Below are 25,417 nucleotides of genomic sequence, written 5' to 3'. Positions count from 1 at the left end.
CAAGAAATTCAAGCACCTTTCTCATAAAACGGTCACCGCGGCTACCGTTCCCCTGTAAGTCCTGTGCAGCGTCAACCAAATCCTCCGACTGACCCCAGCATTTCCCTTCTTCACAGTTTGTTGTCAGAATCGCTGTCTACAATGGAACGCAGCATACCACTTGTCGTCTCCTTTTTATTATAACGGGAAATTATAACGGGAATTTATTACGAGAATTTATTACGGGAAGTTATAACGAGAAATTATAACGGGAAAAAACGAATGAATTGGCAAGAGGATCCACCGCCTGGTACATGAGATGGACTTTACGCGTATTGACGAACGGCAGGAGATCTCGTATACTGTACAATGTACGTTTTTACGTTTACTTGTGTTTACTAAAGAACGTTTATTCGTTTAGGACGTGCGCGCGTTATGTGAGTGAACGACGCGTATATCGATGACGTCCTTGCTTGTGATGAAGGACATGTACGGTAATAATACGTCCCAGTAGCTCAGTCGGATAGAGCAACGGTCTTCTAAACCGTCGGTCGGGAGTTCGAATCTCTCCTGGGACGCCAATAGGTCTTTTTTAGGCAAGATCAACCAACCTTAAAGCGCCTGAAATCGTAGTTATATCAACGGTTTTGGGCGTTTGTTATTTTATGGAAGTTACGTCCAAAAACGATAGGAAACGAAACTTTTTTACACATATTTTACACACGGGAGCGCTAGGTTAATACGCGCTCCCGCTTGTTTTATTAACCTTCACGTTTCTGAAAGGCTACCTCGAAAAGTCCGGTAGCGGCCAATCCTGCGAGCGCGCCAGCCCATGCACGTAGGTCGGCACTTGCGCTTGTGAACGGGTAAAACGCAAGACCGAGCACAACTCCCGCGGCAAGGCTTATGAGGGGCAGTAGGCGGGTCGGTACACCAAACGAACGCTTTAGCACCTCTACGAACGCGACGGTGATCGGAGAGATAACCGTGACCAAAACTAACATAGCTTCCATCAATTCCTGATTAAAGGCGGCTTTTAAGTCGTTTTATGCAGTATATAAAACCCTTATGTATCAACGGTTTTTCAAATACACCATTCAAATAGATTCAAGGAATTCCATTTTTTTGTGGGTGTTTTGTGGGTGTTCGTGGGTGGCAGAAACAGCCCTCCCGATCATCGCGGGAGGGTTTCAATCCTGAAAGCGTTTGAGTTTTCATATGAGAACATGATAACATTGGAATGTGTTATTGAAAGGAAGGAGAGTAAAAAAGTGAAAAAGTCATTCCTATTGTTACTGTCTATTTTCCTTGTGTTTAGTTTAGTCTTAGTTGCCTGCGGTGATTCTTCGGATGAAGCGGAGCCTGGCGATGAAGTGGAAGCAGGCGAAACCGCTGCAGATGTCGATGGGTCGGATGACGACAGCAGCGAGCAAGAAGACGAAAGTGACGATCCGGATCCAGAGCAAGAGAAGTTAAACGAGCAACTCAAGAAAGAAGCAGTCGAAGCTAATTTCGTCGAGTTGAACAGCGATGATGCAGAAGACGGAAAAAAGGTCTTCGCAGTCGGCGAGATAACCAATATTCAAGAAGAAGGTAAGCTCGGTAAGTTCACTCTAACAACTGAAGAGGAGAACGGCAACGGAATGTATACCGTTAACAGTATGACAGTCAGATATGAGCCCAAAGAATCTGACCGCGTCAAAGTGTACGGTTCATATGATGGTAAGGATGAAACAGGAATGCCGATTATTACGGCGACCATCATTGAGCCAACCGAAAAAGAAAAAGGCAAAAAGAAAGCATCGAAAAAGGAACCTAAGAACACATCCGGATCCCAGGAAGCAAAGAAGCATTACGACCGTTTAAACCAGCTATACAGCGATCTGCAAGAAGAATATGAAGTACATAAAAACGGCATGGATGATGCTGCTTGGGGAGAGTTCGCAAGAAACTGGAAAGACAGTGTTGAGGAAGTTAAGGAGGACATAGAATCCGCGGACTACGACAAAGGGTTAAAATTCTCTTTGGGTGCAGCTGCTGGCTATTTACAGCAAACATTTAACGGTTATGTTCAGGATCTGCAAGGACGGGGTGACGCAAACATCACCAAAGACATGGAAACAATGTTCCAAGACAACATGAAGGATGCTGAAAATGATTTGAACTAGTAAATCCCTCCCGAACATAACGGGAGGGAACTTTTTTATCTGTATTTTTGTGAGCGGCAAAAAACGGCCTTCTATTTTCGTTTCTGAGGGGTTTCCCTATGGGTTTGAATGCAATAGGTATCAAAAAGACGGGAACGCGTAGGAGGTGCGTTCCCGTTCGTCTATTCAGTTGTACCATCAGTTGTACGAAATTGTGACATCGAATTTAGCCTTTTTCGCCCTTGTCGCTAATGCCCCAGCGTTTTTCCGTTCCCTGAATGCTCCGATCTGCACCTTATATAACGATCCTTCTTTTTTGATCACCGCGTCGAAGCCGACCTTCTTAGCTTTTGCAGCTGCGGCATCCGCGTTTTTCTTATTTGCGTACGCGCCGATCTGAACACGATGAAGTTTGTCGCCAGGCTTCGGTTTAACCGGCGTCGGCTTCTTACTTCCCCCAGAGTTCTTTTTCTTCTTTATACCGAAGGATTTTGCTAACCCTTCTACGTGAGCCCTTGCAACCCTGTCGATCCACGCCTTACTCTTCATGAGTTTCGAATCCGTTTTTGAGTCGATGAATCCGCACTCTGTGAGCAATGCAGGCATGTAGCTTTCGCGGCAAACGTGCAAGTCAGCTTTTTTGATTCCACGGTCTGGGATCCCGATTACCTTAGCAACTGCAGTGTGGATATTCTTCTGAATGCTGTTTGTTTTGACATCATTAATGCCGTTATACGTGAAGCTCTCGAAGCCTGTTCCACCGCCTGCGTTAATATGGATGGAAAGAAGGAAATCAGCTGCCCAAGCGTTTGCGGCGTTTGTGATGGCCGATAACGGTACAGTCTTGTCAGTCGTACGGCTCATCTTGACCGCTACACCCTCATATTCGCTAAAAAGTATATCGCGGATTCGTAGGGCGATCGCGAGAGTAATATCTTTCTCCTTCAGCCCGTTAGCGACCGCACCCGGGTCCGTACCGCCATGACCACCATCGATCATAAACTTAATCACTGTTTATCGTCTCCTTTCTGGTTTAGTACATCAACAGCACCTTTAAGCTTCGCCGGAATAGGCAGCCCCATTACCCCAGCGTTCTCAATGATCGACAATACTTCGTTCGCGAGATAGAAGAAAATAGTTGCATCACGGAAGACATGCGCCTCGCCGATCGCCGTGTCGATGAGATGTGCGACCGCAACTATGGCGAAAATAAACACCTTCTTTGCGATCCCCCAGCCGCCTACTTCGGACGATAGCTCACCCTGCTTTGCTGCTGCCAGCACTCCGGACGCGTAATCAATGACCACGAATGCAAGTAGAATCGACAACAACGACGACCAACCTCCCCATAAAAAAGAAGCAGCCGCACCGGCTACCGCTACACTTGTTTTTATAATGTTTTCCATTACTCGGTTTCCTCCTTGTAGTATTCAGGCTCAACCGGTTCGGGCTCCGGTTCCCCACCCCCCGGATCGTCCACGTCGCCAGTTCGTACAAGCATGATGTCTTGTACATAGATGTCCTCAGCATCGTTCTTAGCGTAAAAGCACATACTTAGTCGTTCGTACTGACTTGCCGAAAACTCAAATGCAAAGTTGTACTGTTGGTATATCTCCTCAAGATGCAAGGTATGCCCGAAAATGGTTCTATCGTCAATATAGACGTCCATCCATGCTAGTGAATCGCTTTTTGCATTGAAGGACAACGTATACTGACCTGGTTCCAATACGATACAGTTTACCCCGTGTTGCCATCCAACAGGCAGCGGCGTAAGGTCCTTCGGGTTACCTTTCTTTGTCCATACGTTTTCAACTGGCGGCTCAGGCTCTGGATCCGTTAGATTGAACGGGATCGATGGGATGATGTGCACCCTGTTGTAATCCTCTACGGGTTGTGTCAATACCCTGCCGTCGGGAAACACTGCTTTAAATTCAGTTATGTGTGTACCAGGGCGTCTCGTATCACCGTTCTGGAATTGATACTCCACCTCACCGGCCGGACCATCCACTACGGCTCCTTCACCCTGTGCAATGACTTCTCCCTCCTCGCCGTCTAGGCTAGTTGCCATCACGAGGTATATTTTACAGTCTGTCACATCGACGGCTTCTTTGTTGGCGTTCCTCATGACGCCACGCATTTTTTCGTACGTGTCGCCCTGCTTGATGATTAGATCCGGTTCGCGTTCTTTCACACTTTCCATCCGTCTACCTCCTTATTTCTGGTGAGAATTGGTTTAGTTGTTGTTTTATTTTTTTCATTAGTGTTGGCTGACTATTTCCGAACGTAGGTTCTACCTGCATACCACCATGCTCATATATCTCTCGAACGGCAGTAATTCGCGCATCAAGTGTCAAGTTCCAGTTGGGTTCTCGTATCGTAACTATGTCCCCGAGATCCCAGTCCTCTTCGTAGACATACGGGCTCTCTTCGAATACTTTCCCCTCGAGGGAGAATTCGTGAGCGTGCTCGGCGAGGTTCTGTTCGCCTCGCTCTCTTAGATCTGCTACAATCTCGGGATCCGGTCGCTTTTGCGGCGGATCGTCTTCTGTTTCTTCCGAAACATCGCGAGCGTCAACAAACATCTCGTGTCGATCGAGGCCAGATGCGTCGCCCACCTTGACGATACGGCGCTTTGCACCTTCCCCCTGGCCTCCCACGTATGCAACGTTTCGGTAATCCATGTAGCTATTTACGAATTGTAAGGAGCTTAGCGCGTCAAACTCAGTGCTGAATATAACGGGCGGGTGTTCCGTTTGCCCCACGGTGAGGTTGCGGCCTTCATACACATCGAGCACCCATTTTCTTTTGCTGTAGTCCAGCGCAATCCACCAGCCGAGGCCGCCTAATTCTGCAAGAGCGGTCAACTCTTCGTTTAGCTCTTTGTATCTCGATTGCCACTTTACTTGTTTACCCCGTCCTGGTGAAAGCGCCCTTTCGAGCATTGGAAAAGCTCGTTTCGTATCTACAGGAGTAATTGCGTTCCTATCGACAAGAAACTTCATAGCTGTTTCTGCGGTATTGTTAAGTGTTTCGTGTGACTTTCCGGACGGCGGTACCGTGATCCTCTGTCCTAGTATCGCCTTGAGTTCGTAGCCGCGAATAACCCATGTCTCACTACCCCGCCCGCTCTCGTCAAATGAGATTTCGCAATGCCGGATAATGCCGCACTTGTGCAAGTCTTCCCCAAGTACAATTATGTTGTTCTTTAGTAGCTCGTTTACGTGCTCTTTATGCCTGTTTATGTGGATTTCAAACTCGCCGATCTCACTCCAACTACGCTGGAATTGTAGCGATTCATAATTATCTATCTCCGATCTGAGCTGCAAATCTGGCGTAAATACGCGTAAAGTCTTCATACGAGTTTCACCACTTCAAAGCGCGTGGATGGCATCCCGCGCACCCGTGTAAATGTAGATATAGAACTCCATAAGTACAACTCAATATAGTCCCCTACGTTCAAATACACCATACCGGTTCCGTTGACACCGATCGGGTACCGAGAACCAGGGCGCACATAACCCAGTCGACTGTAATTCGAACCGTTTCTGTAAACGGCCAACTCGAATGCGCCTTCCTGTATACGGTCGTCCAGCTCTACATAGCCATTGACAAGATAATAGCCCGAAACCTTCGCCGTATAGCGTGAGTTTGATGTCTTGTACTCGGTTCCTCGGCTATGTCTAATCTTCTTGAACTGCAATTTCGTCCACGTCTGGAAAAGAAGTTTTTGATACTTATCCGCGTACGCCCATACTAGCGGCTGATACGGATACGACACGGTTCCTTCCTGATTGATGCGGAACACGGTCCTATCATATTCACGCTTGTTCCCATCCATTTTGTATACGTTGATGTTGTAGTCCCCTGTAGAGGGCGACTCAGTCACTCCGTATACATCCTTGTCGTTATTCTTGTCTGCCAAAAAGACACGGTTCGTATTGAGGACATCGTGGTTATCTGCGTCAAGATACCCCAGCAATTTGCCATCTTTTGCGCGCAGGGCGCCGATCATCTCGGGTGTAACGACAAAGTTGATCGGCTGTCTTTCGTCTTTGATCTGCGATTGCTCAATGAACGATTTTCCCGCTTTCACCGTCACCTGCGCGATCGCTATTTCTTTGATCTGCTCAGTGTTCGTCAAGCTCGGCGGCTTTGGGTTTGCTGCAGCTGTTCCCTTTTTAACAAACGCCCTCACATATCGCTTGTCTACGTTCTTGTCAACTCGAACGACTATACGATCAATCCTGTCTAACGAAGCGTCTGCCGCGCCGATGGTCAAAGCTAGCGACGTCGTATTGATATACATATAGCCATCAACCACAGCGCTACCGGTACCCACCGTCACACGCATGTCTTGGCCGTTTGCGGTGACCTTCAGCTCCGCACCGTCCTTATAAACGCCGTCGGCCATGAACCTGCGGAAATAACTTGCAAACTCCTCCGCGTCGTAAACTCTGTCGCCCTCGACGCTATTAAAAAACATTGATTTCTCGGCCATGATTTACCTCCTAAATGCCCACGTACCTGCTTCGCCAACGGACGGCTACAATGGCCCCGCCACTCCCTGGATCCGAACTGTATACTATTTTGTTCTCGCCAACCTGCAGTTGGAAGAATTTAGATTTTAAGTCTATCCAGTTAAACGCGTTGGATCGATTCCCTTTTTCGTCCTCAATCTCGACACGCTTTTTTCCGAACGATGTATCGATAATGAGTTTTTGGTTAGCCGGCACTTCACGGTTAACCTTGATGTACTCTCCGGTTGTTCGATTCGTCACTTTCGGATTTACAGCCGGACCGCGTATTTCTATGATCACAGGCGTTGGAACGTCCCCATCGTTTTGATAGGTCTGTTCTTCTTCGAGTTCGCCCATTTCCGTTGGGATTTCGAGCGGAAATTTAAACAATCCACGGTATTTTAGACTGGGTTCCGTCGAGCTCTCTATGTCTTTTAGGTACGGATCCGGACAGATTAAATCGATAACGAACTTCTGAAAGATGTCCTGTCCTTTTTCCGGGAAATCCGGCGAGCCATCCGGGACAGCCTCGATCTCTTTTTCTACGCCGTTTTGCTCGATGTACAACATGCCCAAACCTAACTTTGGATTGAACACCCGTTGGAGAAGTTGTCGTTGCTCTCCGATCTCTATCGGATCCAATGACCGAAACTCCCCCTCAATGCTGACCGGACGAGGCTCTAATCGCGTGCCGACGTACAACGAACCATCTTGGAACGGTGCGCCGGCCATTTGTATTTCCGCGTCAACCTTGCTCAATCCGTCTAGTCCTGTTATAAGAAAAGGGGAGAGGTACAACTCGACACTCTCTCCCCGTCCATTCGTAAACGTTATTCTCCTCAACGTTACACCCCCAGCTCCATTGCCAAACGACGGGAGGCTTGTTTTGTTCTCCGTGCTACCTCGGAAGGTGGCGGCGATTCAGAAGTGTAGAAGTTTAGATTTTGAGTGATGCCACTGGCACGAACGATCGGCGCCAGTGCCTGCGCTATTTCATTTGCTATGATGCTAGCTGCGTCTTTAACATTTGCTGCGCTTGTGCTCAGCCCTTTGACTTCGGGGAGCGCCCCGAGCTCACCGCCCAGCTGCGACCACAATTCTAGCGATCGCTTACGATACCGCGGTTCTGTCGTGATCGCGTATTCTCGGAAGCCGTTCTCGCCGAGCATAGCTAGTTGCGGCTTGTTGATGATGCCGCCACTTGCATACCCCATGTATGGACCGCCCCGAGCCATCGACCGGATTCCAGGCACGTTGAACACATTGCCGTATCGCGCAATGATGTAACGGATCGCCGCGACGGCGTTGTGCACCGGATTCCAAATGTCGTTCATTCCTGGCTTTTTGTACGCCTGAAATGTTGGATCGATTGTCTGCATGAGACCCTTACTCGGAATTCCCGCCTTTGCATTCGAATCCCAGAGGTTGATCGCCTTTGGATTTCCGCCAGACTCTTTTTGTGCAATCGTAGACAGTGGACCGATCCACGATTTTGGAACGCCGGTGATACTTACAGCAGCAGCGATCCATTTGCCTATGTTGCCCTTCGCTGAACCGTCTCCTATGCTCCCAAAGCTATCCATAAAGCCTTTGACCTTGTCTCCAATGAACTTTAGGCTTTTATTTTTTAAAAATGATATTATGCCAGCGCCCATTTTAGAGAACATTCCGCCAATGTCTATGCTGGGTATTGGAAACTTGCCCCAAACCTTGTTCATCAAGTACCGCGGCCCCTCAAATACCCAGTCGAAAAAGTCCCCGACACCGCCCGCGTATCCTGGGAAACCGTAACTTTTCAGCGTCTTTTCAGTCTCTCGGTTCGGGAGAACAGACGAACCCCGTGGCAAATCCCAAATGAGTTCCGGCCCCTTAGTACCGACAAGAGTCACACCTTGGCCTGGTATGTGCGCAAGTTCGCGGCCTCGTTCACCGACGATCGCGGGGCCTCCAGGGTGGCCGCTCGATGGCGTTCCTGTCGCATAGTACCCAATACTCCCGCCCGGACCCTCTGTATTGCGTCTTGCCGCTGGCTTTTTGCCCTTGGAGTATCCTTTGGGCTTCCAATGTGGGATTTTATATTTACCCATCCCGATCAAATCGAGTACCCAGTTGATCCCATCGCTTACGGTATTAACTGCGACAGCTACGCCCGCAATCATTTTGTCCCATCCGGTGAGCACTTCGCCGGTTGCCCAGTCGACGTGTTTTGCCTGACCGCCGGCTTGGCTCTTGGCATGTTCGACAACTTTTTTGTGTTTGTCTTTTGCAGCTTTAATAGACTTATCTTTTTGTCGCCGTGCTTCCTTTATGATTTTATCCGCTTCTTTTTTGCTGATAGATCCTGTAACGGTGCTCTCGTAGATTGCCCACTCCTCCACTTTTTTGAACTTCTTTTTAGCGTCGGATATAGCACCGTCTCTTGCCTTCTTCGAATTTTTAACCGTATCGGCGGCTTGCTTCGCTGTGATACTCCCTGATGATCGTTTCAACCGTTCAAGTATTATAACTTGTTCTTTTTCGTTTTTTGACATCGTTTTGACTGCGGTGTCGGCCATTTTCTGTTGTATATCGTTGATTTCATGGCGTTCATTGGCTGTCAGTTGCCGTTTTTCTTTACGCGCTTTTTCCATGATCTCTTTTATTCGGGCTTGATAGCCTTTGACAGTCTTTTGCTGTTCTTCATGCTTTTTCTTCACATTGTCGAGGATCGCTTGTTGTTCTTTGCTGCTTATCCCTTTGCTGTTACTTAAAAATTCTTTCAGTGCGCCATAGCTCTCATTGAAATTCGATTTAAGGCTACCAGATATTTGACTACCCATCTCGCCGAACGTTTTTGTCAAATTCTCAGCGGTTTTCTTAGACACTTTTTGACCTGACCAGTTCAGTTCATTCAACTGTGTCGTTGCGTCATCGTTCAGCTTTTTGTAGCCCAGCACAGCTTCAGTCGTCGACTCGCTGACCTCGGATCCAAAGTCATTGACTGCGGGAATACTTTCTTTTGTAAGCTGTTTGTATAGCTTATACCCACCTTCCGCAAGCAAAGTTATACCCGTTGTAGCGAGCCCCACGGGACCGCCAAGAACGCTGAACCCTGCACGAGCAATACCAAGTACTTTGGTTAGGCTGCCAAGGTTCTTAACAAGGCCTAACGCTTTGCCCCCGAAGCCGGCGATACCTTTAACGGCACCAAGAGCCTTACCTGCGAGTCCGGCAAATCCCCTGGAAGACTTCCCCACATTACCAGCCAAATCTACGTTGGCTTTAGAAGCTGTTTTAGCATTACCGCCGAATTTCAGGAGGTTGCCAGCCGATGATAGGGCGTTGTTCCCAAACGTTAACAAGCCTTTTCCGCCTTTCAAAATTCCTGGCAGAAACACACTTGCAATTCCGGCAACGCCACCCCATTCGCCGCCAAACGTAGCCATCGCAGCCCCAGCTAACATCGCGCTGCCTCGTAGCCCCCGCATACCTTTCGAAGCACGTCCCATTGTGGCGTTCGTGGCGTTTATTTTTGCCACGGCGGTTGTTGATGTTGCGGCAAATGTTTTCATTGACTTGTCTGTAGTGGCGAGGTTGGTTCTATACCGCCCGAACCAGCCAATCGTTTTTGATAGCCCGCCCGTAATGGTTCCTAGGCTCTTTACGAATACGCCCATACCGACGACGACCGGTCCTAACGCTGCGGCAATGCCAGCGATAGCTAAAATAAGATTCTGCGTTCCCGCGTCCATTTTGTTAAATTTGTCTGTCGCCCTACCAACCCATTCAGCAATAGCGCGGATCGCCGGCGTCAGTTTGTCTGATATGACAATTCCGGCCTCTTCTAGCTTTGAGCGTAGCTCTTTCATTGCTCCGGCGAAGTTATCCATCATAGTGTCAGCCATTTTCTTCGCTGTGCCGTCGCTGTTCTCAAGCTCTTTTGTCATATTCTTAAGGTCTTTGCTGCCGGTGTTAAGAAGAATCGACCAGTGTTTGTACGCTTCGGCACCAAACAATGTTGTAAGGGCAGCGGATCGCTGTTTATCCGTGAGGCCTTTTGTGCCTTTTTCAAGCTCACGTACGATGTCTGGCATGGACTTCATTTGTCCATGGGCGTCAAAGAATGATATGTTCAGCTCTTTCATGACGCCCTGCATCGCCTTTGTCGGTTTAGCAAGCCGTCCAAGGGAAGATGCAAACGCCTGGCCAGCGATTGATCCTTTTAGCCCTTGGTTAGCCAAGGCCATCATCGCCGCTGAAGTACCCTCTAAACTCCAGCCCATGTTGTTCGCAACCGGCGCCAGATACTTCATACCTTCCCCGAGTTGCTCTACGTTTGTGTTTGCATTTGCCTGTGCGTACGCAAACACATCAGCGGCATGGCCGGCTTCAGAGGCCTTCATTTTGAAAGCGGCCATGGTATCACTAGTGATGTCTGCGGCACGACCAAGATCGAGCGCGCCGGCAGCGGCCAAATCAAGCATGCCAGGCATAGCAGACATGATGTCTTTCGTCTTCCAACCAGCGAGTGCAAGATACTCCATGCCTTGCGCAGCTTCAGTCAAGTGTTATGATAGCTGTTTAGACTATCTCTCCGATTTTCATCGGAGTATCGGACTATATCATCACCTTCACCGTTACGTGGTCAGGTGGTTGGCGCTCGTGGGCGTTTCTTCTGTTCTAGATTACTTCGCCTAGTCTCTACACCTTCGCAATATCCCTAATGCGCTTGGCTCGGGATTAGCATAGTTTATCCTTAGCCTCCCCCGAATTCACCAACTGATTTATGCTGCGAGTTTCCCCGCAACCGGCCAGTTTCTTCTAGCCGAAAACTGCGTGCCCGCGCCGAGATCGCGCGCCTGTTTTCTCAGCGCGTCAAAATCCTTTCCCGTCGCACCGCTGATTGCCTGAACTTTGGACATTTGTTTGTCGAACTGCATGCCCGTCCGGATCGCGGCTGTCGCAATGCCGGCGATCGGCATCGTGACGCCCATTGTTAGGCTTCTCCCCGTCGATGTCATTGCACCGCCGACCTTGTTTGCTTGGTCGGAAAACGACTTTAGGGACGACGAGGCCTTGTACCAACGGCTTTCCTGAAACCGTAGTTCCTTGGTTACCCCCTGGAGCTCATGCCCCATTTTGTTATACGTAGCAAGCGCGTTGTTGTATTTTGCAGCAGCACGCAACACCGTGTCTGATTCAGCGCCATGAGCTGCGGCTAGCTCCTTATACTGGTTACGCAACTGCTGAACTCGTACACCTTGGAGCTGGTATTGCTTTGAAAGGTTTTGTTGTTTCAGGCGCAGACCATCTACTGTTTTTCCAAAGTTGGTGAACATAGAAGAAGAAGCCCTAAGTTCACTCTTAGCTAGTGCCATGCGCCTGTTGACGTTTTTAAGCCCTTGGTCAAACTTTTTGTCATCGAGGCCCACGCGAACGACTAGACTGCCCATATCGGCAATAGTGGCCATGATCGTTCACCTCCCTCAAAACACCTTGTCAATCGGGACGACCTTGCCACGCTTACGCGCCCTTGCCCGTTTCGCTTGTGGTGTGTTCTCATGCTTAAACTCTAGTAAATCAAAATAAAAATGGACGTCCATCTCATCGATTTGAGACAGCGCCCATTGCCTAGTTTCCATCAAAAACAAAATGTGCTCTTTCAACTGGTCTATTCGTTCGTCGATTGTGATTGCTGGAGCTCCATCAGATACTTCCCCTGTTGCTCCAGTTCGTCCAAAGGGGCGTATCCAAGCACCCCTACTCCGATGATGTCGTAAATGACCTCTCCATGATTGATTGTGTTCAGACCATTCTCGAGATGATCTTTCGTGAATTGCTTGTCGAAAATCTCAACAATCAACCGCAATCGGCGGTCTAGCAGCTCAAATTCGTCGGAATCCGGTTCCGCTGCGTATTTTTCGATTTCAAGCGCCTTCCGGTAGAACTTCAGAGGAACAAACTCCTGCACGAACGTTTTATCTTCGCCGTCGATTCTAAGTGTAATTTCCACTGTTTATCGCCTCCCTTAACCTTCTACTCCGCCGCCACCGCCACCGGTGAGCTTCGAGAGATCGAAAACCTCAGTGAAAAACTCGTCCTCATACGTGAATTCTTCGACTTCGGTGTCAGCCACAATCTTAAACACCTTGTCAAAGTCGCGACGGATGAACGTCCCTTGGATTTCCGCGTTCTGGAATTCCGGAGAATCTTGTTTCGTGTTCCATTCATCCGACGGAATAGTAAAGCGGCCTTTCGTAAGCCAAACAAGGCGTTTCTTACCATTTTCCTTGTTGCCTGTAAAGCCTAAAGCTAAGTAAGGCGCCTGAATGTCCTGCTTGTATGCAATAACGCCCTTAACCATTTCCTGCCCCAAAATATCGGCCAAAACTTCCTGCGGAATTTCGTTGACAGTCAGGTTTAACGTTGTCTCCCCGATCTGTGTAGCAACCGCAATTGGTCCATTGTCCGCGTACTGCGTGGCGCTGTCCTGGGCTGTTTCGACTGACGCGGTGATAGCCGGCGCGAAGGGTTTGACTTCTCCATACTCTACTGCATCTTGAGTGTCGCTAATCAACTTGGCGTAAACAATGTTCTCTAAACCAACGATCGAACTAGCCATTGTTTCATTCCTCCAGTGTTACTTTAGTAGTGAAGCGCAGCACTTTACGCGTCGCGCCTGTGTCTTCCTCATAGAAAAAAGCCACCGACGTTCTTTTAAAACTCAGTGACTTCATGACACGGTTTATTGCTGTTTGCAGTTGTGCGGGATCGCCCCGCGTCCATAGATCGATTTGTATTTCGATGTCGCTCGCAACCGCGCGGTTATCGTTATAGTCATTATCAACGTTATCAATTTCCACCACGCGGATATACGGATATTTATCTGCTGTTTCATCCGGTACCGTCCAGCGAAATATCTTTTCGCCTACTAGTCGTGATACTTCCGGATCGCTTTCTAGCGCATCGATGACTGGGGCCTCCATGTTGATCATTTCAGCCCCATCCCCTTCCTAACTGTCTGTTTGATAGCTTCCTTTACCTGCGACTTAGAACTTTGTACGGCACGTGTCATAAACGGCTTAGGCGGTGTGTACTTGACTGATCCATACTCATGGAATTTTAGATAAAAGTACGGTGAGTTGTCGCCTTTTGGTACACCGACATCAACAATCTTAAAGCCGCCTACCGTCTTGACACGGCTAACCCTAATATTGTCCGCCGCGTGTTGGCCGGTACGCCAGCTTTGCGAGGGTGAAGTCGGTTGTCTCGGTGATGCGCTTCGTGGTGCTTCTTGTGCCATAGTCTTACGCAGCACTTCGCCGCCGGCTTTGACTGCAGCAGCTTCGACTACTTTGGCCTTAGTGCCTAGCGACCGTAAGTTCTTTTGAATGTCTGCGTACCCGTCGATCTTGACGTTCGCACCCACTCACACCACCTCCTTACATTGCAGGGACACAAACCGCTTGTGCTGTAGGTCGTATTTCACGTGTTCAATCAAATATTTATGATCCTGATAAACGACTCTCATACCAGGCTTAATGCCGTCCTTCTGTCTGATTTTAAACCATGTGGCGTACTCGAGGTGAGCAACCGCAGCCTGATAAAATCTGTTGCCTGTCGGTTGCTCGATCTCAGCCCAGCACTTATGGATCGTCTGCCATTTTTGTTTCGTTATTTTTGTGTCAGGATCGCGGACCGCTGTTTTATGCTGTATCTCGATACGATTTTTAAGGCGACCCGGATTCATCGGTATCGCCTTCTTTCGATTGCGCATACTGCAGTTGTGCCGTGATACTGGATACGGTGAACCGTACTTTTTCGCTGACTTTACCAGTACCTAGCTCACGGTTTTCGTACCAATCAGAAACAAGTACAAGACACAACAGCCTTGCAAGATCGCTTTCCGCGTCGTATTCAATGCCGGTTGCGTTGTACAGGTACGATTCTGCGGCTTTAATCAGCATTTGGATGGTGCCGTCCTCTTCGTCACCATCAACACGCAACCACTGTTTTGCTTCTTCAAGTTCTAAAATCACGGTTTAACACCCCCTAAGGGGGCGAGGGATCAACCTCCCCCGCCTTCCAATGCGTCGACCCGTTCAACGAGCGCGTCCCACTCGGCTTTCGTTGGTGCGCCGTCCGCGCCTTTTGGACCCTGTGGTCCGGTGTCACCTTTTGGCCCTTGCGGTCCTGGGTCACCTTTTGCCCCTTTATCACCTTTTGGTCCTGGAGGGCCACCGCTTGCAGAGCGAATGAGCTGTGCAACGTCGCCGGCATTGACGGATTGAGCCACGTAGCCGATGCCCGTCCCGGTTGAAGGCACAATTGTACCTCCGTCTCCTGCCTCAACGTTACTACCAGCCGGGATGTCTGCACCGGCTTCTATTGGCCAAACTGGTGCTCCTTTGATAGTTACAGTCACGACCTCATCAACCTTGAGGCCCCGTTTTGTGTAGAAATCTGGATTGCCTCCAGCTGAAGTTAAAGAAATTGTTGGAAGATCATCACCGCCTGTTAGAGATAACAGGCGAGCAGCCGGTGATTCCTCGGTTACTTTCGCCTGGAATTTGGTCATTACCCTTCAACTCCTCCGCTGGTTACCTCGATTTCACCATAGACAAAGGCTTCATCATCGCGCAATTTCAGATCCAACCGCTCAATTGCTCGGAACAGCGTCACGTCTGTCAAATAGGCATCACCCGCTACGTCACTGGCCGAGATTTCCGTAGTTTGTCGGTCGAACATGACAACAGCCTCTTTCAAATCGCCAATGATGACCGGCGCTTTAGAGCTGTTAGACGGCATATCCTTGTTAGACACCACCTGGACGGGGACACCAAAAAGCATTTTACTGCTGTCTTCAGCTACGGTCGGCTGAAGTAGATAGTTGCCTGTTTCGTCTTTCAACGTGTCTAGATAGTTGTATCCGTCTTGGTTCGTCACGATCGTGGATGTATAGCGGAACGCTGGGTCAAGCGTCACGTTCAACGCCGTTTTAATGTCGTCCGGTCCGCTGAATGCTGTTTTCTCCTTCGCTCCTAATGCTTCTAGGATCAACTTATTGCGCGTTACACGGCTTTCGTCGCCAATCCACTTGGTTAACACACTTGCGATAGCTTGGTCACTGTCCTTTAACAGTTCATTGGTGACTTTCATGAAACCTGCGTATTTGTCCACATCGTACATTAGATTCGTGAATTGTGGTGTGGATTTCTCTGGAATGTTCCCCATCTCATCGACTTTAGCAAACCCTGTTTGCTGTGCACGCTTTTTAAACACGCGGCTACCCGATTTAGTGGAAACTGGCTCAACGGTCACGAGGTTTTGGAGCGCGTCTTTGCTCTCGCGATATTCGTTAATCTGCGTTAGAATGTCCTGCGGAACGATATAGCCACCATCTTTTCCAGACCCCTCGTGCATTGCGTTTTTAAACCGCGTACGCACATGGTTTAAAAAAGTGTGCACATCATTTTGCGCCTCGATCGGCTTAAAGTTTTCGGCTTGCTCTTTCTCCTGTTCGTAAAGATCCTTTGCAACGTCGAATTCGTTTTGCAAGTCCACAACTTCATCTCGGATCGCGGCGGCTTCCTCAATCTTGTTGTCAGCTAGTAGCTTCCTAGCCTCCGCTTTTCTGTTTTCGATTTTTTCAAGGAGCTCACGTAATTTTTTGTTCACTTAAATCACCTCGTTAAATTAAGTCAAGATAGAGCGCTAGTTTTTCTTTGTCATCGTATGGTTTATTGATCAACTCAACCGCTTTTTTAACAGACCGCTGTGCACTGTTAACGATTGCCAAGCGGTTAAAATTAAAACCTGCCATGTTTGCAACATCAAGTTGTTCATCTTGGTACAGCACTCCGTCGGCAAAACCTTGCTTAACCGCCACATTTGCAGACATCCATGTTTCGTCATCCATCATCTCGGAGATCTCTCCTGCGGGCTTACCGGTTTTATCGACGTATGCATTTACGATCGACTGTTTCACCTCGTCAAGTATCCCCGCCGTCTTGCGTAGATCCCGCATATCCCCATACGCGTAAGTCAGAGGATTATGGATCATCATAACGGATACTGGCGATATTAGTATCTCGTCACCAGCCATCGCGATCACAGAAGCCGCACTCATGGCCTTGCTGTCAATTTTGACCGTAATTCTGCCATCGTGTTCCCTAAGCGCGTTATAAATCGACGCGCCGGCGAATACGCTGCCGCCGTAACTATCAATCCACACGGTTAGATCTTGCCCTTTGTATTCGGTTAACTCTTCACGAAAAGCGTTTGGGGCTGCCGCAGGCTCACCAAACCACTCATAAAACCACATATCCTCGTCATCGACAATATCGCCTTCGATGCGAAGCTCCACGGTTTCTATATTGTCGTCTGAAGCCTTGTTCCTAATGAACTTCCAAAAGCTCATTGACTTTCACCCCCTCTCTGATACTGCTCCCCGACCATTGTTACAGGGATGTAATTACCGTTGAGCATTAAAACGTCTCCTCCATCTAAGGCCGGCTGGTTTAAGTACCCCCTTGCTTCGTTTGGAGTATAAATGCCGTTATTCACCCCTTTAGCCAAGGCTTCCATTTGCGTTTTAATATCGGCTCTCAAAATAACGTTGACGTTAAATTTAAAGTGATAACCTTCCTCTACAAGTTGCGAACTTAAAATCTTATAAGTGATCTCTTCCTCATACTGCTTCAAAATGTAAAGAAGGGTATCAACGTAAAAAGCCAAGTTTTGCGCCTCAGCTGAGGCGTAACTTGACTTCTCATAATCATTTATTTGATTTGGTTTAATGCCGAAGGCTGCAGCGATTTGCAGCGCGGAATACTTCTTAAGTTCGAAGAACTGACTATCCGTTAATTTGATGTCAAGCGGTACGAGTTTCATACCAAGCGGTACGGGAATTATCCTTCCGGCGTTCTTCGACCCGTTTGCAAATTCTTCGAACCCTTTTACCAACCGCCGCTTTGCCTTCTCGTCAAGGTCCCCGGTGTACTCGAGCACGGCTTTACCCGTTAACCCTGTCTTGTAAAGATTGTTCATAAACCTTTGACTCTCCAGCGCGCCATCTACCGTGGTTTTCAAGATGTCGCGGATCGGCGCACCGCTGATACCATCAAACGTTGTTGATGTTTTAAAATGCAAAACCTCGTCATGGTTAAACGTGTATAGAATTCCTGTTTTTTTGTCGGTATACTTGTACCAAATCTTATCCGTCTTGCCTAATATCCCCTTATCGTCAATTACGATCGACACGTTTTCGCTAGGCATGATCCACAGGTCTTTCACCTCCGGACCCTTATATCTTTTCCAGACATAGGAGTTTCCGTAGTGGTTCCTGTTCATCTCAACCGTCGACCAGAATGTAGCGCTCGTCATGTACGGATTAGGCCTAAGCTTTAATAAGTTATACAATTCTTCTTTATCGCTTGCTACAATCCCCCTGTCAGTCTTTTTTAGCATGTGTAGCGGTAGCTTCCCCATGCTTTCTGACAAGATTTTTAAACAAGCGAAGTAAGTCGCCTCTGACAACTTATCTCTCGGTAAATTGGCGTCTATACCGAGCCATTCCAAAAACTTTGGGTGGTTTAGGTCTGCACTCTCGTTTTCGTTTTTAAACATTCTCTTAATCCAGTTAAACATCGTCCCACCTCCTACCACCCCATCATTTGAAGATAGTCGCTAGTAGCTTCTGTGAAATCAATCTCGGTACTTTCAAACATCATTGCAGTCGCCATGGCGTTTATCAGCGCTACCGTCACGTCGATCCGGTCTTTCGATTTGTTTTTCATCGGCTTTATATTCTCGTTGCCGTCTACTGCTACAACAACGTTACCCCAGCACCACCGTGCGAGCGGGTTTATTTCGTGCGTTAAACTCCCCGACTTCATTAACCGCTCGAGGGTTTTCATCGCCAAGCTTTGACCAGCAAAGTTTTGCGGTATCTCCACAACATCAACACCTTCACGCATCAATCGCTGTGTGAGCATGCGGCTGTTCCACGGGTCAGTGCCAAGTGTCTGTATGTTGTACTGTTTGTTTGCCGTTAGTATTCGCGATTCAACAAAGCTGTAGTCGACTACGTTGCCCGGCGTGGCGTGTAAGTATTTCTGATTAACCCAACGGTCGTAAGGTACTTTATCGCGCAAAACACGTTCTTTCATGTTGTCCTCCGGGATCCACGCATCAAATATTGCCCGCCAGGCAGAAAAACCCTCTTGTGGCGGAAATAAATAGCATACTGCCGTGATATCCGTCGTACTCGACAAGTCTAACCCGGGGTAGCACTTCTTGCCGACAAGTTCCGACAAATCCCAATCGCCGTTAGTCTGATCCCAAAGGCTTAACGGCTGCCACCCGATCCGTTTAAGCGAAACCCACTGGTTAAGACGTAGCCAACGGAAAAGTCGTTCTGACGCCTCGCTGTTGCGAGCGGCTAGTGCTTCCTGTCGGACTGCTTCGATATTGATAGTGTGCCCTAATGAAGGGTTCGCCTCATACCACACTTGTTCGTCGAATATGTTTGCATCTTCTGGTGCGTTGTATATTTTCACGTACCATGATGGATCCACTAGCTCGCCGTCTCTTATTTTTACTGCCTGTTCATGTACCTCCCAGCCAATCGACGTACGATCAGGATCGTCGCCGGCTGTAGTGATTACCCACCAAAGAGGTTCCTTCCGAGCGGCACCGGCACCAAATGTCATCACATCCCATAGGTCACGGTTCGGCTGGGCGTGAAGTTCGTCAAATATGACGACAGTCGGGTTAATACCGTGTTTTGTATACGCCTCTGCAGACAGTACCTTTAGCGTTGTCCCGGTATGAACGTTTATTATTTCTTTCCGGCTGTTCAGGACTTTTAATACCTTTTCAAGCTCGGTATCCTGTTCAATCATTCCGCAAGCAGCGCGGTAAACAAGCTGAGCTTGTTCCCTGTCTGCCGCACAACAATAGATCTGTCCTCCCGGACCGTCGCAAACTAAATGATAGAGAGATAGCGCGCCGATCAACGAAGTCTTACCGTTCTTTTTTGGCACTTCAAGGTAAGCAAACCGATATTGCCTTAGTCCGTCGTCTTTAACTGTTCCATATACGTCCCATATCGTTTCGTGTTGCCAGTCGAGTAACAAAAGCGGTTGACCGTAAAAATCGTCAACCGCGTTAAGCATTTGTATAAACTCGATCGGCTCCAGTGCTCTGTCCTTGTCAATCTTAGGCATTGCGCTCACGGCTTTTTAGGAATTTAGCCATGGGCGACGTATCCTCTTTTTCAGGAGGTGTTTTCGGTATCGCCTTCACCCGCGCTGTCGGGTTCAAAAATAGCCGATCCTCCAACTTTAACAGCATGTCTCTTGTTTGATTGAGCTTTGTCGTCGTGCTTGTTATGAGTTTAAACATCTCGATCTTTTCACCTGGGCCGTCTAACTCGTTAGATATTCCCTCCAACTGGGCTATTCGCTCTATCAAACTATTTTCTTGGCTTACCATCATGCAGTAACGGTTAATAATTTGTTCGTCAAGCCCATCGACATATTGGATGTACTTGTATAATTTCTTTAGTCTCAAAAACTCTTTGTGCGCGATCGGGTCGGACTTTACGGCGGGAGACTCCCTAAACTTTGTCCCGGTGTATAATGATTTTTCGGCCTTTTCCCGATGCGCCAGTTCTTTTTTTGTCCGGTGGCTTTTCCCTTCCAGTTTGAGCAGTTGCACCGGCTTACTCGGTCTCCCCGCCATCGGAAAACACCTCCCTGTCAAAAAAATGTCATTTTGGGAAAAAAGTTCGCACGACCCTGGCGGTCGGTCTCTGAGCGACGTCTAAAAACTTTTTGCCTCCCCCCACCCCTAACACTCTTTCCCAATCGAAGTATCAATTATCAAATCTTCTTCAATACTGTCGCAAACTTCAAACAGCACGAAGCAACGGCTTACGCAATCCCTTTTCTTCCCACAACTTCCCAAGCTCATTTAGTATTCAATCCTTAGCCTAGTTACGACACGCAAGGTTGTTAGTCCGTTACTTCTTTTTCTATCCCTGCAATCTGCTGTCGCAGATAGAAATCTCTACGACACTTGTCACAGTATACTGTGCCGTGCTTCTCTTGTCTCTTCCCTTTCGTCTGTCGCATTACATCCCGTACCTCCTTTTGTCTTCCGCGGTCTTCTTGTTGTGGCAGCTGTTGCAAAGCGATTGTAAGTTCCTTGTGTCTAGTCTCAGGTGCCACGCCTTCCGGATCGGTACGATGTGGTCAACCATATCGGCCATCGTGATACGCTTCCGCCGCAGACAATGTTGACACAATCCACTGTCGCGGTTCAATGCACGCTGCCTCACTAGCTTCCACTCCGGAGACCTGTAAAAAGTTCGCGCCTGTTTGTCGCGATGGTGGCGGTCGTAATACCTGTCGCGCTCTGCGCTTTTGTGTGCGTGCTGCTCACAGTACTGGCCGTCTGTAAGGTTCGGGCATCCAGGTGCAGCGCACGGTTTCTTTGGTCTACTTGGCATACCTAATCACCTGTTAAAGAAGTCGTAAGCTAGGCGCTTCTCGTATTCCCCGACATCTTCTAATGCCTTCGCTATTGCCTGTCCCACGGCCGCGGTCGTATTGGCTGCTTGTTGTACTGCCTTCAGGGACTCAAGCTCGTCTCCGATCTCAGCGTTGTCGGCTACTGTCTCTTTTACTCCTAACACCATCTCAGCCATAGAAACCACTCCTTTTCATTTCATCAAATCATCAAAAAAGCACCCTCGCGGGTGCTAATCGCACAAATCAAATGACGGAACAGAGTTCGTAACCCTAGGGTTATTCCTTTTTATTAATAACGTATATCTTTTTCCCAACCTTCTTCACCCTAACCGAATCCCTGTTGCATATTTTATCTGCGCTTTTTTTCGATATAATTATTCTATTACCCTGATCTTTATACACATTAAAACCAGATAACGTAAATAGTACATTTAAATAAAACTGATTACTATTTACGTAAAAAATACCAACAACAGTAAACAAAATGATATTAACCAAAATAGAATTTATATTGTTTTCCTCTAGCGTTGTTAATGGTACAACATAAGTTATGAAATATGTTAATATCTCACTATTAACATTCTCAACCTCTCCAAAACTCTCTTCACTATTTAGTTCGCAAAACAAAAAATACATAAAAGTAATTAAGGAGATGACGATTAACGAACCAAAAACAATAAATGATTCAGTATGGTTAATAATGTTGTATGCTAGTGGTTTGTCAAATTCGTAGAACTTAACCAGTAGTATGACATATAGTGGAAAAAAAGATGAGACAAACAGAATTGACTTATACAAATTCGTTAACATCTTATCTTTCCACCTCCCGAAACCCTAATTAAAGTCGTCTATACCCTTTCTGTCTGCCAATATCGTCCTGTAATACGCATCTCTCATAAGCATCGTGATGTCCTTCAGTTCATCTTTATGACTATATACAATTTTTGTGTTATCCTCATTGAATGAGATATTCAAATCAAACAATTCCACGACCTCTTGTGCGTTTGAAAAGTACTCATGAAATAGTTTTACAATTCTTGGGTTCGAATGCATTTTAGTTAGCCTTCTGGTGATCCTTACGTCATTTAAACACTCTTCCTTGAATTCATCAAAGTTATCAATTCTGCCACCGTCCTCTATCTCGTTTAATACCTTTCGGGCATTTTGCGCGAACTTCTCCCTTAAATTAAAAATCCTTTCTGCTGAAATATGAGAGAAGAATGCAAGTTCATCTTCAAACGCAATGGCATCAATGCTCCCATCTATCCCTATCAAGTCAGAATCTGACAGTTTATCATATGTATCGGATATCTTTCTAATCCAAAAGCCCTTTCTTATATTCTTTAACTTATGGTTTTTCCTGAATAAGTAAAGATACTTTATAGGATTTTCATCTTCGTTAATTCTCAGCCTGAAAATCAAAAAGTTTATTTGATCGGCTCTCATTTCTTCTTCTTTTGTATTTTTGTACAAACTAGTTACCTCGTGGAAGTTTCCGACGTATTCATAACTGCAAACCGAGTACTCATCATTCGGTTGCCCACTTGGATTAAATTCCCTTTCCTTTAAGTCTTTTGCAATTATAGTTTCCAGGTGTTCCTTAAATAGCTTAATTACATCCTGTTGAACTTTGTTAGAAACCTGCGGTTGATACGCTTGATACTTCGTTCCTTTTTTACTTACAAATAGAACTGATAATTTCCCCTGGGATTCCTGGTTCTTCTCCAACATTTTTGCTACTTCGTTTATGTTCAATATTTCCATCCCCTTTTGTCTGCCATATTAATATCATTTCGACAAAAGGAGGCGTTTTCCTTCAATGTTCGTTATTCCGTCACAAGTTGCTTTAACTCTTCCTCATACCCTCCGTCAATCCGATATTTTTTAATAAACTCCCGCGTGAACTTATCAATGTTTTTCGGTCTATATATGTTGTACAGTTCGACAAAGGATCGTTTAACTGTATTACGTACTCCTGACAACCCTACTCACTCCTAACATTAATCCTGTCATATTATTGCCAGGATATGCTTTTATATACAAAACAAAAAGCACCCTCACGGGTGCCCGTCATCCGTCCTATTTACTTTTTTCGCGCAGCTCCATTATACACGCAAGCGGCGACGAAAAACAAATAATGTCCGGAATGTCAGATGTGTCATTTACGTCATTTCTGTCAGAAGTGTAAACCTCTGTTACCTGTCCTTTTTAAACCAGGCTGTTACTTCTTTCTTTCGTTGAATGACGTCATCCTTAAAGAACCAACGGTCACGCGGCAATTCCTTTATTGGTGCAAGCTTACCGCGTTTAACCATGTCGGTTAAGTTTTGCCTAGTACATTCGAGTATTTGTGTTGCCTCCGAGGAATTAACTACCTCGGAGGCGACGAACGCGGCTAGTTCGTCTTTCGTCTTAAAGTGGTACATACCTGTTCACTTCCTCATTACAAATAGCTTTACCGCCATGAGTATAAACCAAACGCTAACTGCTCCTAATCCGATCCACTGAACCCATGTCATGTTGTTTAGGTTAAGATCCGATACCCAAGCTAGGAACAGAATGAAGAACAGTACATCTACAGTGCTAAGTTTTCTCATTTTGTTTCCGGTGGATTTTGAGTTATAATTTTGGTAAGGGGGTTCATCGCAGGTTTCCCTGCTCCCCCTCCCCCAGATTAGGCTTCTTTATCGCCTTTCTGGGCTTTCGTCTGGCGGTGTTCCTTGATTCGGTCGTAGAACTCTAGGATGATCTTGGCCGAACCGAGGATACCGCCAATCGTTATTACCAGGTCTTTTAAATCCACTCTGTTCACCTCCTTTCTAACTATATTATAACAAATTACTTTACGTATGTCAAGTACTTTTATAAAATAAATCCGCCTTTTTTGACGGATTTTTTTTCATGCGCCTTTTAGTTCGTCCTCGTACATCTCCCATGCAAAACGCTTAATAACGCTACGCTTAATCTCATTGAGTCGCTGCCGCGATACGCCAATATGCCTAGCAATATCTTTCATCTTCCAGCCACTTAAAACGCAATCGATGAACGATCTTTCTTTGTCGTCGTCAAGCTTCCGGATGGCTCGTTCTATCTTGTGCACTTTGATTTGTAGCCGATCCACACGATGCTTCAGCCTCTCGATCCGCTGCATCTCAATGTCACTAACGGGTATTGTTCCTTTAGGTTTAGGCATGACCGCCTCGATCCCGTATTGAGCAGTTAAGTGTTCGGGAGGCGATGAAACTTTATACAGTTCACTGTTAAGCCGGTTAACCTCTTTAATCATCCAGTTGTAGGAGCGTAAATCCTCCCACACTTTTTCTACGACTTCGACGGCCGGCTCAATATCCAAAAACGATAGTTGGCCGTCGCCGTCTTCTTTGATTTGTCGTTCCCACTCCGGACAGGTTTCTATTTGTGAAATGTGCTTATCATGCACACGGCAAATACTTTTCTTACCCCAATGTGTCCCGGGACAGTTTGCACATATGTTTTCGAATTCGCTTGTCATCACATCTTCACCCCCGGTATAATTTGAATGAGGTAAGGTTTCAAAGTCTGAACGCTTCCCCCGTCGCCCTGCACGGCTTCGGGGATTTTTTTAACGGCTCCACTCGTCAACGTAACCCTGCAGCAACTCAATGAGATACTTAGTCCTGCTAGGCGTTAGCTCGATGTATGGTTTATCATCACCGTAAACTTCAATGTACAGCATGACCTTCTTTCTGTTGTCTGACGGTCTGACGGACAACGTTCTTTCTACGTCATTCCGGAAAGTGCTGATTTCTTCTGTATACATTGGCATTAGTCTTTCACCTCCTCTTTCAACAACTCAAGTAACAACACACGGCAATCCTTGCACAATGAAATCGTGTTTAGACGATAAGATTTACCGCATGAAACATCAATGTCTTTGGTATCCTTTCGAGCAAAGCATGAGTTGCAACGGCGCTTGGCGCTCTCTTGTTGGCTGATTCGGATCACGCCAATCACCTCCGATATTGACTAGGATGCTGAAGTTGGTACCGTCTCCCACTGACTTCAATCACTGTCGGAACACCCTTTTTCGTCTTTGCCACCGTCACGATCGGACGGTACCGCTCTCCCTTCTGCCGCTGTTTCATACTACCCGCCACCCTTTACGCAAACGGCTCTTCAATTCGTACTTTCTGAGCGGCTCGTACAGGTAAACTTGTCGGCCATCCTCGAGACGAAAGAGCAAAAACCACTTTCTTTTTCGTTTGCGCTTTTTGGCCAT

At 47.1% G+C, this 25,417-nt stretch carries 32 protein-coding genes and 1 tRNA gene; 2 read left to right on the top strand and 31 right to left on the bottom strand.

What is annotated here, in order from left to right:
* The first annotated feature begins 483 nt into the window (after positions 1-483).
* Positions 484-560: transfer RNA gene (locus BN1247_RS02585), tRNA-Arg, on the top strand.
* 180 nt (positions 561-740) lie between these two features.
* Here the strand turns inward: BN1247_RS02585 and BN1247_RS02580 are convergent.
* Positions 741-992, bottom strand: a complete 252-nt coding sequence (locus BN1247_RS02580) for a holin (RefSeq protein WP_054948990.1) — start codon at positions 990-992, stop codon at positions 741-743.
* Between the two features lie 258 nt (positions 993-1,250).
* On the opposite strand from BN1247_RS02580, the gene BN1247_RS02575 reads away from it, so the two are divergent.
* The gene (locus tag BN1247_RS02575) at positions 1,251-2,147 is read left to right on the top strand and encodes a hypothetical protein (protein ID WP_054948989.1); all 897 of its coding nucleotides are present in this window, start codon (positions 1,251-1,253) and stop codon (positions 2,145-2,147) included.
* Positions 2,148-2,324: 177 nt separating this feature from the next.
* On the opposite strand, the gene BN1247_RS02570 is transcribed toward BN1247_RS02575, so the two are convergent.
* The 30 genes from BN1247_RS02570 to BN1247_RS17895 form a co-directional block, all read right to left on the bottom strand.
* Positions 2,325-3,137 carry an N-acetylmuramoyl-L-alanine amidase gene (locus BN1247_RS02570; protein WP_054948988.1) on the bottom strand — a complete coding sequence of 271 codons (813 nt, stop codon included), beginning with the start codon at positions 3,135-3,137 and terminating at the stop codon, positions 2,325-2,327.
* The gene (locus BN1247_RS02565; RefSeq protein WP_054948987.1) at positions 3,134-3,532 is read right to left on the bottom strand and encodes a phage holin family protein; all 399 of its coding nucleotides are present in this window, start codon (positions 3,530-3,532) and stop codon (positions 3,134-3,136) included. Before BN1247_RS02565 ends, BN1247_RS02570 begins: the two co-directional genes overlap by 4 nt.
* Complete coding sequence (locus BN1247_RS02560; RefSeq protein ID WP_054948986.1) at positions 3,532-4,326, bottom strand: hypothetical protein; 795 nt, start codon at positions 4,324-4,326, stop codon at positions 3,532-3,534. Before BN1247_RS02560 ends, BN1247_RS02565 begins: the two co-directional genes overlap by 1 nt.
* Positions 4,327-4,330: 4 nt before the next feature.
* On the bottom strand, positions 4,331-5,482 hold the full coding sequence (locus tag BN1247_RS02555) for a siphovirus ReqiPepy6 Gp37-like family protein (RefSeq protein WP_054948985.1): 1,152 nt from the start codon (positions 5,480-5,482) through the stop codon (positions 4,331-4,333).
* Positions 5,479-6,624, bottom strand: a complete 1,146-nt coding sequence (locus BN1247_RS02550) for a hypothetical protein (RefSeq protein WP_054948984.1) — start codon at positions 6,622-6,624, stop codon at positions 5,479-5,481. Before BN1247_RS02550 ends, BN1247_RS02555 begins: the two co-directional genes overlap by 4 nt.
* 10 nt (positions 6,625-6,634) lie before the next feature.
* A complete protein-coding gene (locus BN1247_RS02545; RefSeq protein ID WP_074011035.1) occupies positions 6,635-7,486 on the bottom strand; it encodes a phage tail family protein in 852 nt (283 codons plus the stop codon).
* A 2-nt stretch (positions 7,487-7,488) separates the two neighbouring features.
* Positions 7,489-11,187: a phage tail tape measure protein gene (locus BN1247_RS02540; protein ID WP_054948982.1), complete on the bottom strand. Its 3,699-nt coding sequence runs from the start codon at positions 11,185-11,187 to the stop codon at positions 7,489-7,491.
* A gap of 219 nt (positions 11,188-11,406) precedes the next feature.
* Complete coding sequence (locus BN1247_RS02535; RefSeq protein WP_054948981.1) at positions 11,407-12,093, bottom strand: phage tail tape measure protein; 687 nt, start codon at positions 12,091-12,093, stop codon at positions 11,407-11,409.
* A gap of 15 nt (positions 12,094-12,108) precedes the next feature.
* Positions 12,109-12,264, bottom strand: a complete 156-nt coding sequence (locus BN1247_RS02530) for a hypothetical protein (protein WP_187119697.1) — start codon at positions 12,262-12,264, stop codon at positions 12,109-12,111.
* A gap of 29 nt (positions 12,265-12,293) precedes the next feature.
* Positions 12,294-12,635 (bottom strand): phage tail assembly chaperone G, encoded by a 342-nt coding sequence (gene gpG, locus BN1247_RS02525; protein WP_054948979.1) that lies wholly within the window; start codon positions 12,633-12,635, stop codon positions 12,294-12,296.
* Between the two features lie 15 nt (positions 12,636-12,650).
* The gene (locus BN1247_RS02520) at positions 12,651-13,244 is read right to left on the bottom strand and encodes a major tail protein (protein ID WP_054948978.1); all 594 of its coding nucleotides are present in this window, start codon (positions 13,242-13,244) and stop codon (positions 12,651-12,653) included.
* A gap of 4 nt (positions 13,245-13,248) precedes the next feature.
* Positions 13,249-13,617 (bottom strand): tail completion protein gp17, encoded by a 369-nt coding sequence (gene gp17, locus BN1247_RS02515; protein WP_054948977.1) that lies wholly within the window; start codon positions 13,615-13,617, stop codon positions 13,249-13,251.
* Entirely contained in the window at positions 13,614-14,051 is a 438-nt protein-coding gene (locus BN1247_RS02510) for an HK97-gp10 family putative phage morphogenesis protein (RefSeq protein WP_054948976.1), read from the bottom strand. Before BN1247_RS02510 ends, gp17 begins: the two co-directional genes overlap by 4 nt.
* Positions 14,052-14,372: a phage head closure protein gene (locus tag BN1247_RS02505; RefSeq protein ID WP_054948975.1), complete on the bottom strand. Its 321-nt coding sequence runs from the start codon at positions 14,370-14,372 to the stop codon at positions 14,052-14,054.
* The gene (locus tag BN1247_RS02500) at positions 14,353-14,661 is read right to left on the bottom strand and encodes a head-tail connector protein (RefSeq protein WP_054948974.1); all 309 of its coding nucleotides are present in this window, start codon (positions 14,659-14,661) and stop codon (positions 14,353-14,355) included. Before BN1247_RS02500 ends, BN1247_RS02505 begins: the two co-directional genes overlap by 20 nt.
* Before the next feature lie 29 nt (positions 14,662-14,690).
* Positions 14,691-15,047 carry a collagen-like protein gene (locus BN1247_RS18315; RefSeq protein ID WP_157360843.1) on the bottom strand — a complete coding sequence of 119 codons (357 nt, stop codon included), beginning with the start codon at positions 15,045-15,047 and terminating at the stop codon, positions 14,691-14,693.
* A 152-nt stretch (positions 15,048-15,199) separates the two neighbouring features.
* Positions 15,200-16,300, bottom strand: a complete 1,101-nt coding sequence (locus tag BN1247_RS02490; RefSeq protein WP_054948972.1) for a phage major capsid protein — start codon at positions 16,298-16,300, stop codon at positions 15,200-15,202.
* A 13-nt stretch (positions 16,301-16,313) separates the two neighbouring features.
* Complete coding sequence (locus BN1247_RS02485; RefSeq protein WP_054948971.1) at positions 16,314-17,042, bottom strand: head maturation protease, ClpP-related; 729 nt, start codon at positions 17,040-17,042, stop codon at positions 16,314-16,316.
* Positions 17,039-18,271 (bottom strand): phage portal protein, encoded by a 1,233-nt coding sequence (locus BN1247_RS02480; protein ID WP_054948970.1) that lies wholly within the window; start codon positions 18,269-18,271, stop codon positions 17,039-17,041. The genes BN1247_RS02485 and BN1247_RS02480 overlap by 4 nt, the downstream gene beginning before the upstream one ends.
* 11 nt (positions 18,272-18,282) lie before the next feature.
* Complete coding sequence (locus tag BN1247_RS02475; protein ID WP_231633098.1) at positions 18,283-19,800, bottom strand: terminase large subunit; 1,518 nt, start codon at positions 19,798-19,800, stop codon at positions 18,283-18,285.
* Between the two features lie 43 nt (positions 19,801-19,843).
* Positions 19,844-20,368 carry a P27 family phage terminase small subunit gene (locus BN1247_RS02470; RefSeq protein WP_054948969.1) on the bottom strand — a complete coding sequence of 175 codons (525 nt, stop codon included), beginning with the start codon at positions 20,366-20,368 and terminating at the stop codon, positions 19,844-19,846.
* A 391-nt stretch (positions 20,369-20,759) separates the two neighbouring features.
* On the bottom strand, positions 20,760-21,137 hold the full coding sequence (locus tag BN1247_RS02465; RefSeq protein ID WP_054948968.1) for an HNH endonuclease: 378 nt from the start codon (positions 21,135-21,137) through the stop codon (positions 20,760-20,762).
* A 6-nt stretch (positions 21,138-21,143) separates the two neighbouring features.
* A complete protein-coding gene (locus BN1247_RS02460) occupies positions 21,144-21,335 on the bottom strand; it encodes a hypothetical protein (protein WP_054948967.1) in 192 nt (63 codons plus the stop codon).
* Between the two features lie 658 nt (positions 21,336-21,993).
* Positions 21,994-22,914 carry a Kiwa anti-phage protein KwaB-like domain-containing protein gene (locus tag BN1247_RS02450; protein ID WP_054948965.1) on the bottom strand — a complete coding sequence of 307 codons (921 nt, stop codon included), beginning with the start codon at positions 22,912-22,914 and terminating at the stop codon, positions 21,994-21,996.
* A gap of 71 nt (positions 22,915-22,985) precedes the next feature.
* A complete protein-coding gene (locus BN1247_RS17900) occupies positions 22,986-23,141 on the bottom strand; it encodes a hypothetical protein (protein WP_187119696.1) in 156 nt (51 codons plus the stop codon).
* A 213-nt stretch (positions 23,142-23,354) separates the two neighbouring features.
* Positions 23,355-23,585: a hypothetical protein gene (locus tag BN1247_RS02445; RefSeq protein ID WP_054948964.1), complete on the bottom strand. Its 231-nt coding sequence runs from the start codon at positions 23,583-23,585 to the stop codon at positions 23,355-23,357.
* A gap of 248 nt (positions 23,586-23,833) precedes the next feature.
* Positions 23,834-23,962 (bottom strand): hypothetical protein, encoded by a 129-nt coding sequence (locus BN1247_RS18310; protein ID WP_261796015.1) that lies wholly within the window; start codon positions 23,960-23,962, stop codon positions 23,834-23,836.
* A 96-nt stretch (positions 23,963-24,058) separates the two neighbouring features.
* A complete protein-coding gene (locus BN1247_RS02440; protein WP_074011223.1) occupies positions 24,059-24,670 on the bottom strand; it encodes a hypothetical protein in 612 nt (203 codons plus the stop codon).
* Between the two features lie 478 nt (positions 24,671-25,148).
* Entirely contained in the window at positions 25,149-25,283 is a 135-nt protein-coding gene (locus BN1247_RS18305) for a hypothetical protein (RefSeq protein ID WP_261796014.1), read from the bottom strand.
* Complete coding sequence (locus BN1247_RS17895) at positions 25,280-25,417, bottom strand: hypothetical protein (protein ID WP_187119695.1); 138 nt, start codon at positions 25,415-25,417, stop codon at positions 25,280-25,282. The genes BN1247_RS18305 and BN1247_RS17895 overlap by 4 nt, the downstream gene beginning before the upstream one ends.

Source organism: Numidum massiliense, assembly GCF_001375555.1.
GTDB lineage: Bacteria > Bacillota > Bacilli > Thermoactinomycetales > Novibacillaceae > Numidum > Numidum massiliense.
The sequence above is the reverse complement of the archived record's forward strand: the minus strand, read 5'-3'. Positions and strand labels throughout refer to the sequence as shown.

What these genes read in the sequence shown, in the direction of transcription:
- BN1247_RS02520 (WP_054948978.1), bottom strand. Translation starts at nt 13,244, where the DNA reads ATGGCTAGTTCGATCGTTGGTTTAGAGAACATTGTTTACGCCAAGTTG.
- BN1247_RS02555 (WP_054948985.1), bottom strand. Translation starts at nt 5,482, where the DNA reads ATGAAGACTTTACGCGTATTTACGCCAGATTTGCAGCTCAGATCGGAG.
- BN1247_RS02485 (WP_054948971.1), bottom strand. Translation starts at nt 17,042, where the DNA reads ATGAGCTTTTGGAAGTTCATTAGGAACAAGGCTTCAGACGACAATATA.
- BN1247_RS02560 (WP_054948986.1), bottom strand. Translation starts at nt 4,326, where the DNA reads ATGGAAAGTGTGAAAGAACGCGAACCGGATCTAATCATCAAGCAGGGC.
- BN1247_RS02530 (WP_187119697.1), bottom strand. Translation starts at nt 12,264, where the DNA reads ATGGAAACTAGGCAATGGGCGCTGTCTCAAATCGATGAGATGGACGTC.
- BN1247_RS02465 (WP_054948968.1), bottom strand. Translation starts at nt 21,137, where the DNA reads ATGCCAAGTAGACCAAAGAAACCGTGCGCTGCACCTGGATGCCCGAAC.
- BN1247_RS17895 (WP_187119695.1), bottom strand. Translation starts at nt 25,417, where the DNA reads ATGGCCAAAAAGCGCAAACGAAAAAGAAAGTGGTTTTTGCTCTTTCGT.
- BN1247_RS18305 (WP_261796014.1), bottom strand. Translation starts at nt 25,283, where the DNA reads ATGAAACAGCGGCAGAAGGGAGAGCGGTACCGTCCGATCGTGACGGTG.
- BN1247_RS02580 (WP_054948990.1), bottom strand. Translation starts at nt 992, where the DNA reads ATGGAAGCTATGTTAGTTTTGGTCACGGTTATCTCTCCGATCACCGTC.
- BN1247_RS02470 (WP_054948969.1), bottom strand. Translation starts at nt 20,368, where the DNA reads ATGGCGGGGAGACCGAGTAAGCCGGTGCAACTGCTCAAACTGGAAGGG.
- BN1247_RS02460 (WP_054948967.1), bottom strand. Translation starts at nt 21,335, where the DNA reads ATGGCTGAGATGGTGTTAGGAGTAAAAGAGACAGTAGCCGACAACGCT.
- BN1247_RS02505 (WP_054948975.1), bottom strand. Translation starts at nt 14,372, where the DNA reads ATGAATCCGGGTCGCCTTAAAAATCGTATCGAGATACAGCATAAAACA.
- gp17 (WP_054948977.1), bottom strand. Translation starts at nt 13,617, where the DNA reads ATGATCAACATGGAGGCCCCAGTCATCGATGCGCTAGAAAGCGATCCG.
- BN1247_RS02445 (WP_054948964.1), bottom strand. Translation starts at nt 23,585, where the DNA reads ATGTACCACTTTAAGACGAAAGACGAACTAGCCGCGTTCGTCGCCTCC.
- BN1247_RS02535 (WP_054948981.1), bottom strand. Translation starts at nt 12,093, where the DNA reads ATGGCCACTATTGCCGATATGGGCAGTCTAGTCGTTCGCGTGGGCCTC.
- BN1247_RS02550 (WP_054948984.1), bottom strand. Translation starts at nt 6,624, where the DNA reads ATGGCCGAGAAATCAATGTTTTTTAATAGCGTCGAGGGCGACAGAGTT.
- BN1247_RS02480 (WP_054948970.1), bottom strand. Translation starts at nt 18,271, where the DNA reads ATGTTTAACTGGATTAAGAGAATGTTTAAAAACGAAAACGAGAGTGCA.
- BN1247_RS02440 (WP_074011223.1), bottom strand. Translation starts at nt 24,670, where the DNA reads ATGACAAGCGAATTCGAAAACATATGTGCAAACTGTCCCGGGACACAT.
- BN1247_RS02565 (WP_054948987.1), bottom strand. Translation starts at nt 3,532, where the DNA reads ATGGAAAACATTATAAAAACAAGTGTAGCGGTAGCCGGTGCGGCTGCT.
- BN1247_RS02475 (WP_231633098.1), bottom strand. Translation starts at nt 19,800, where the DNA reads ATGCTTAACGCGGTTGACGATTTTTACGGTCAACCGCTTTTGTTACTC.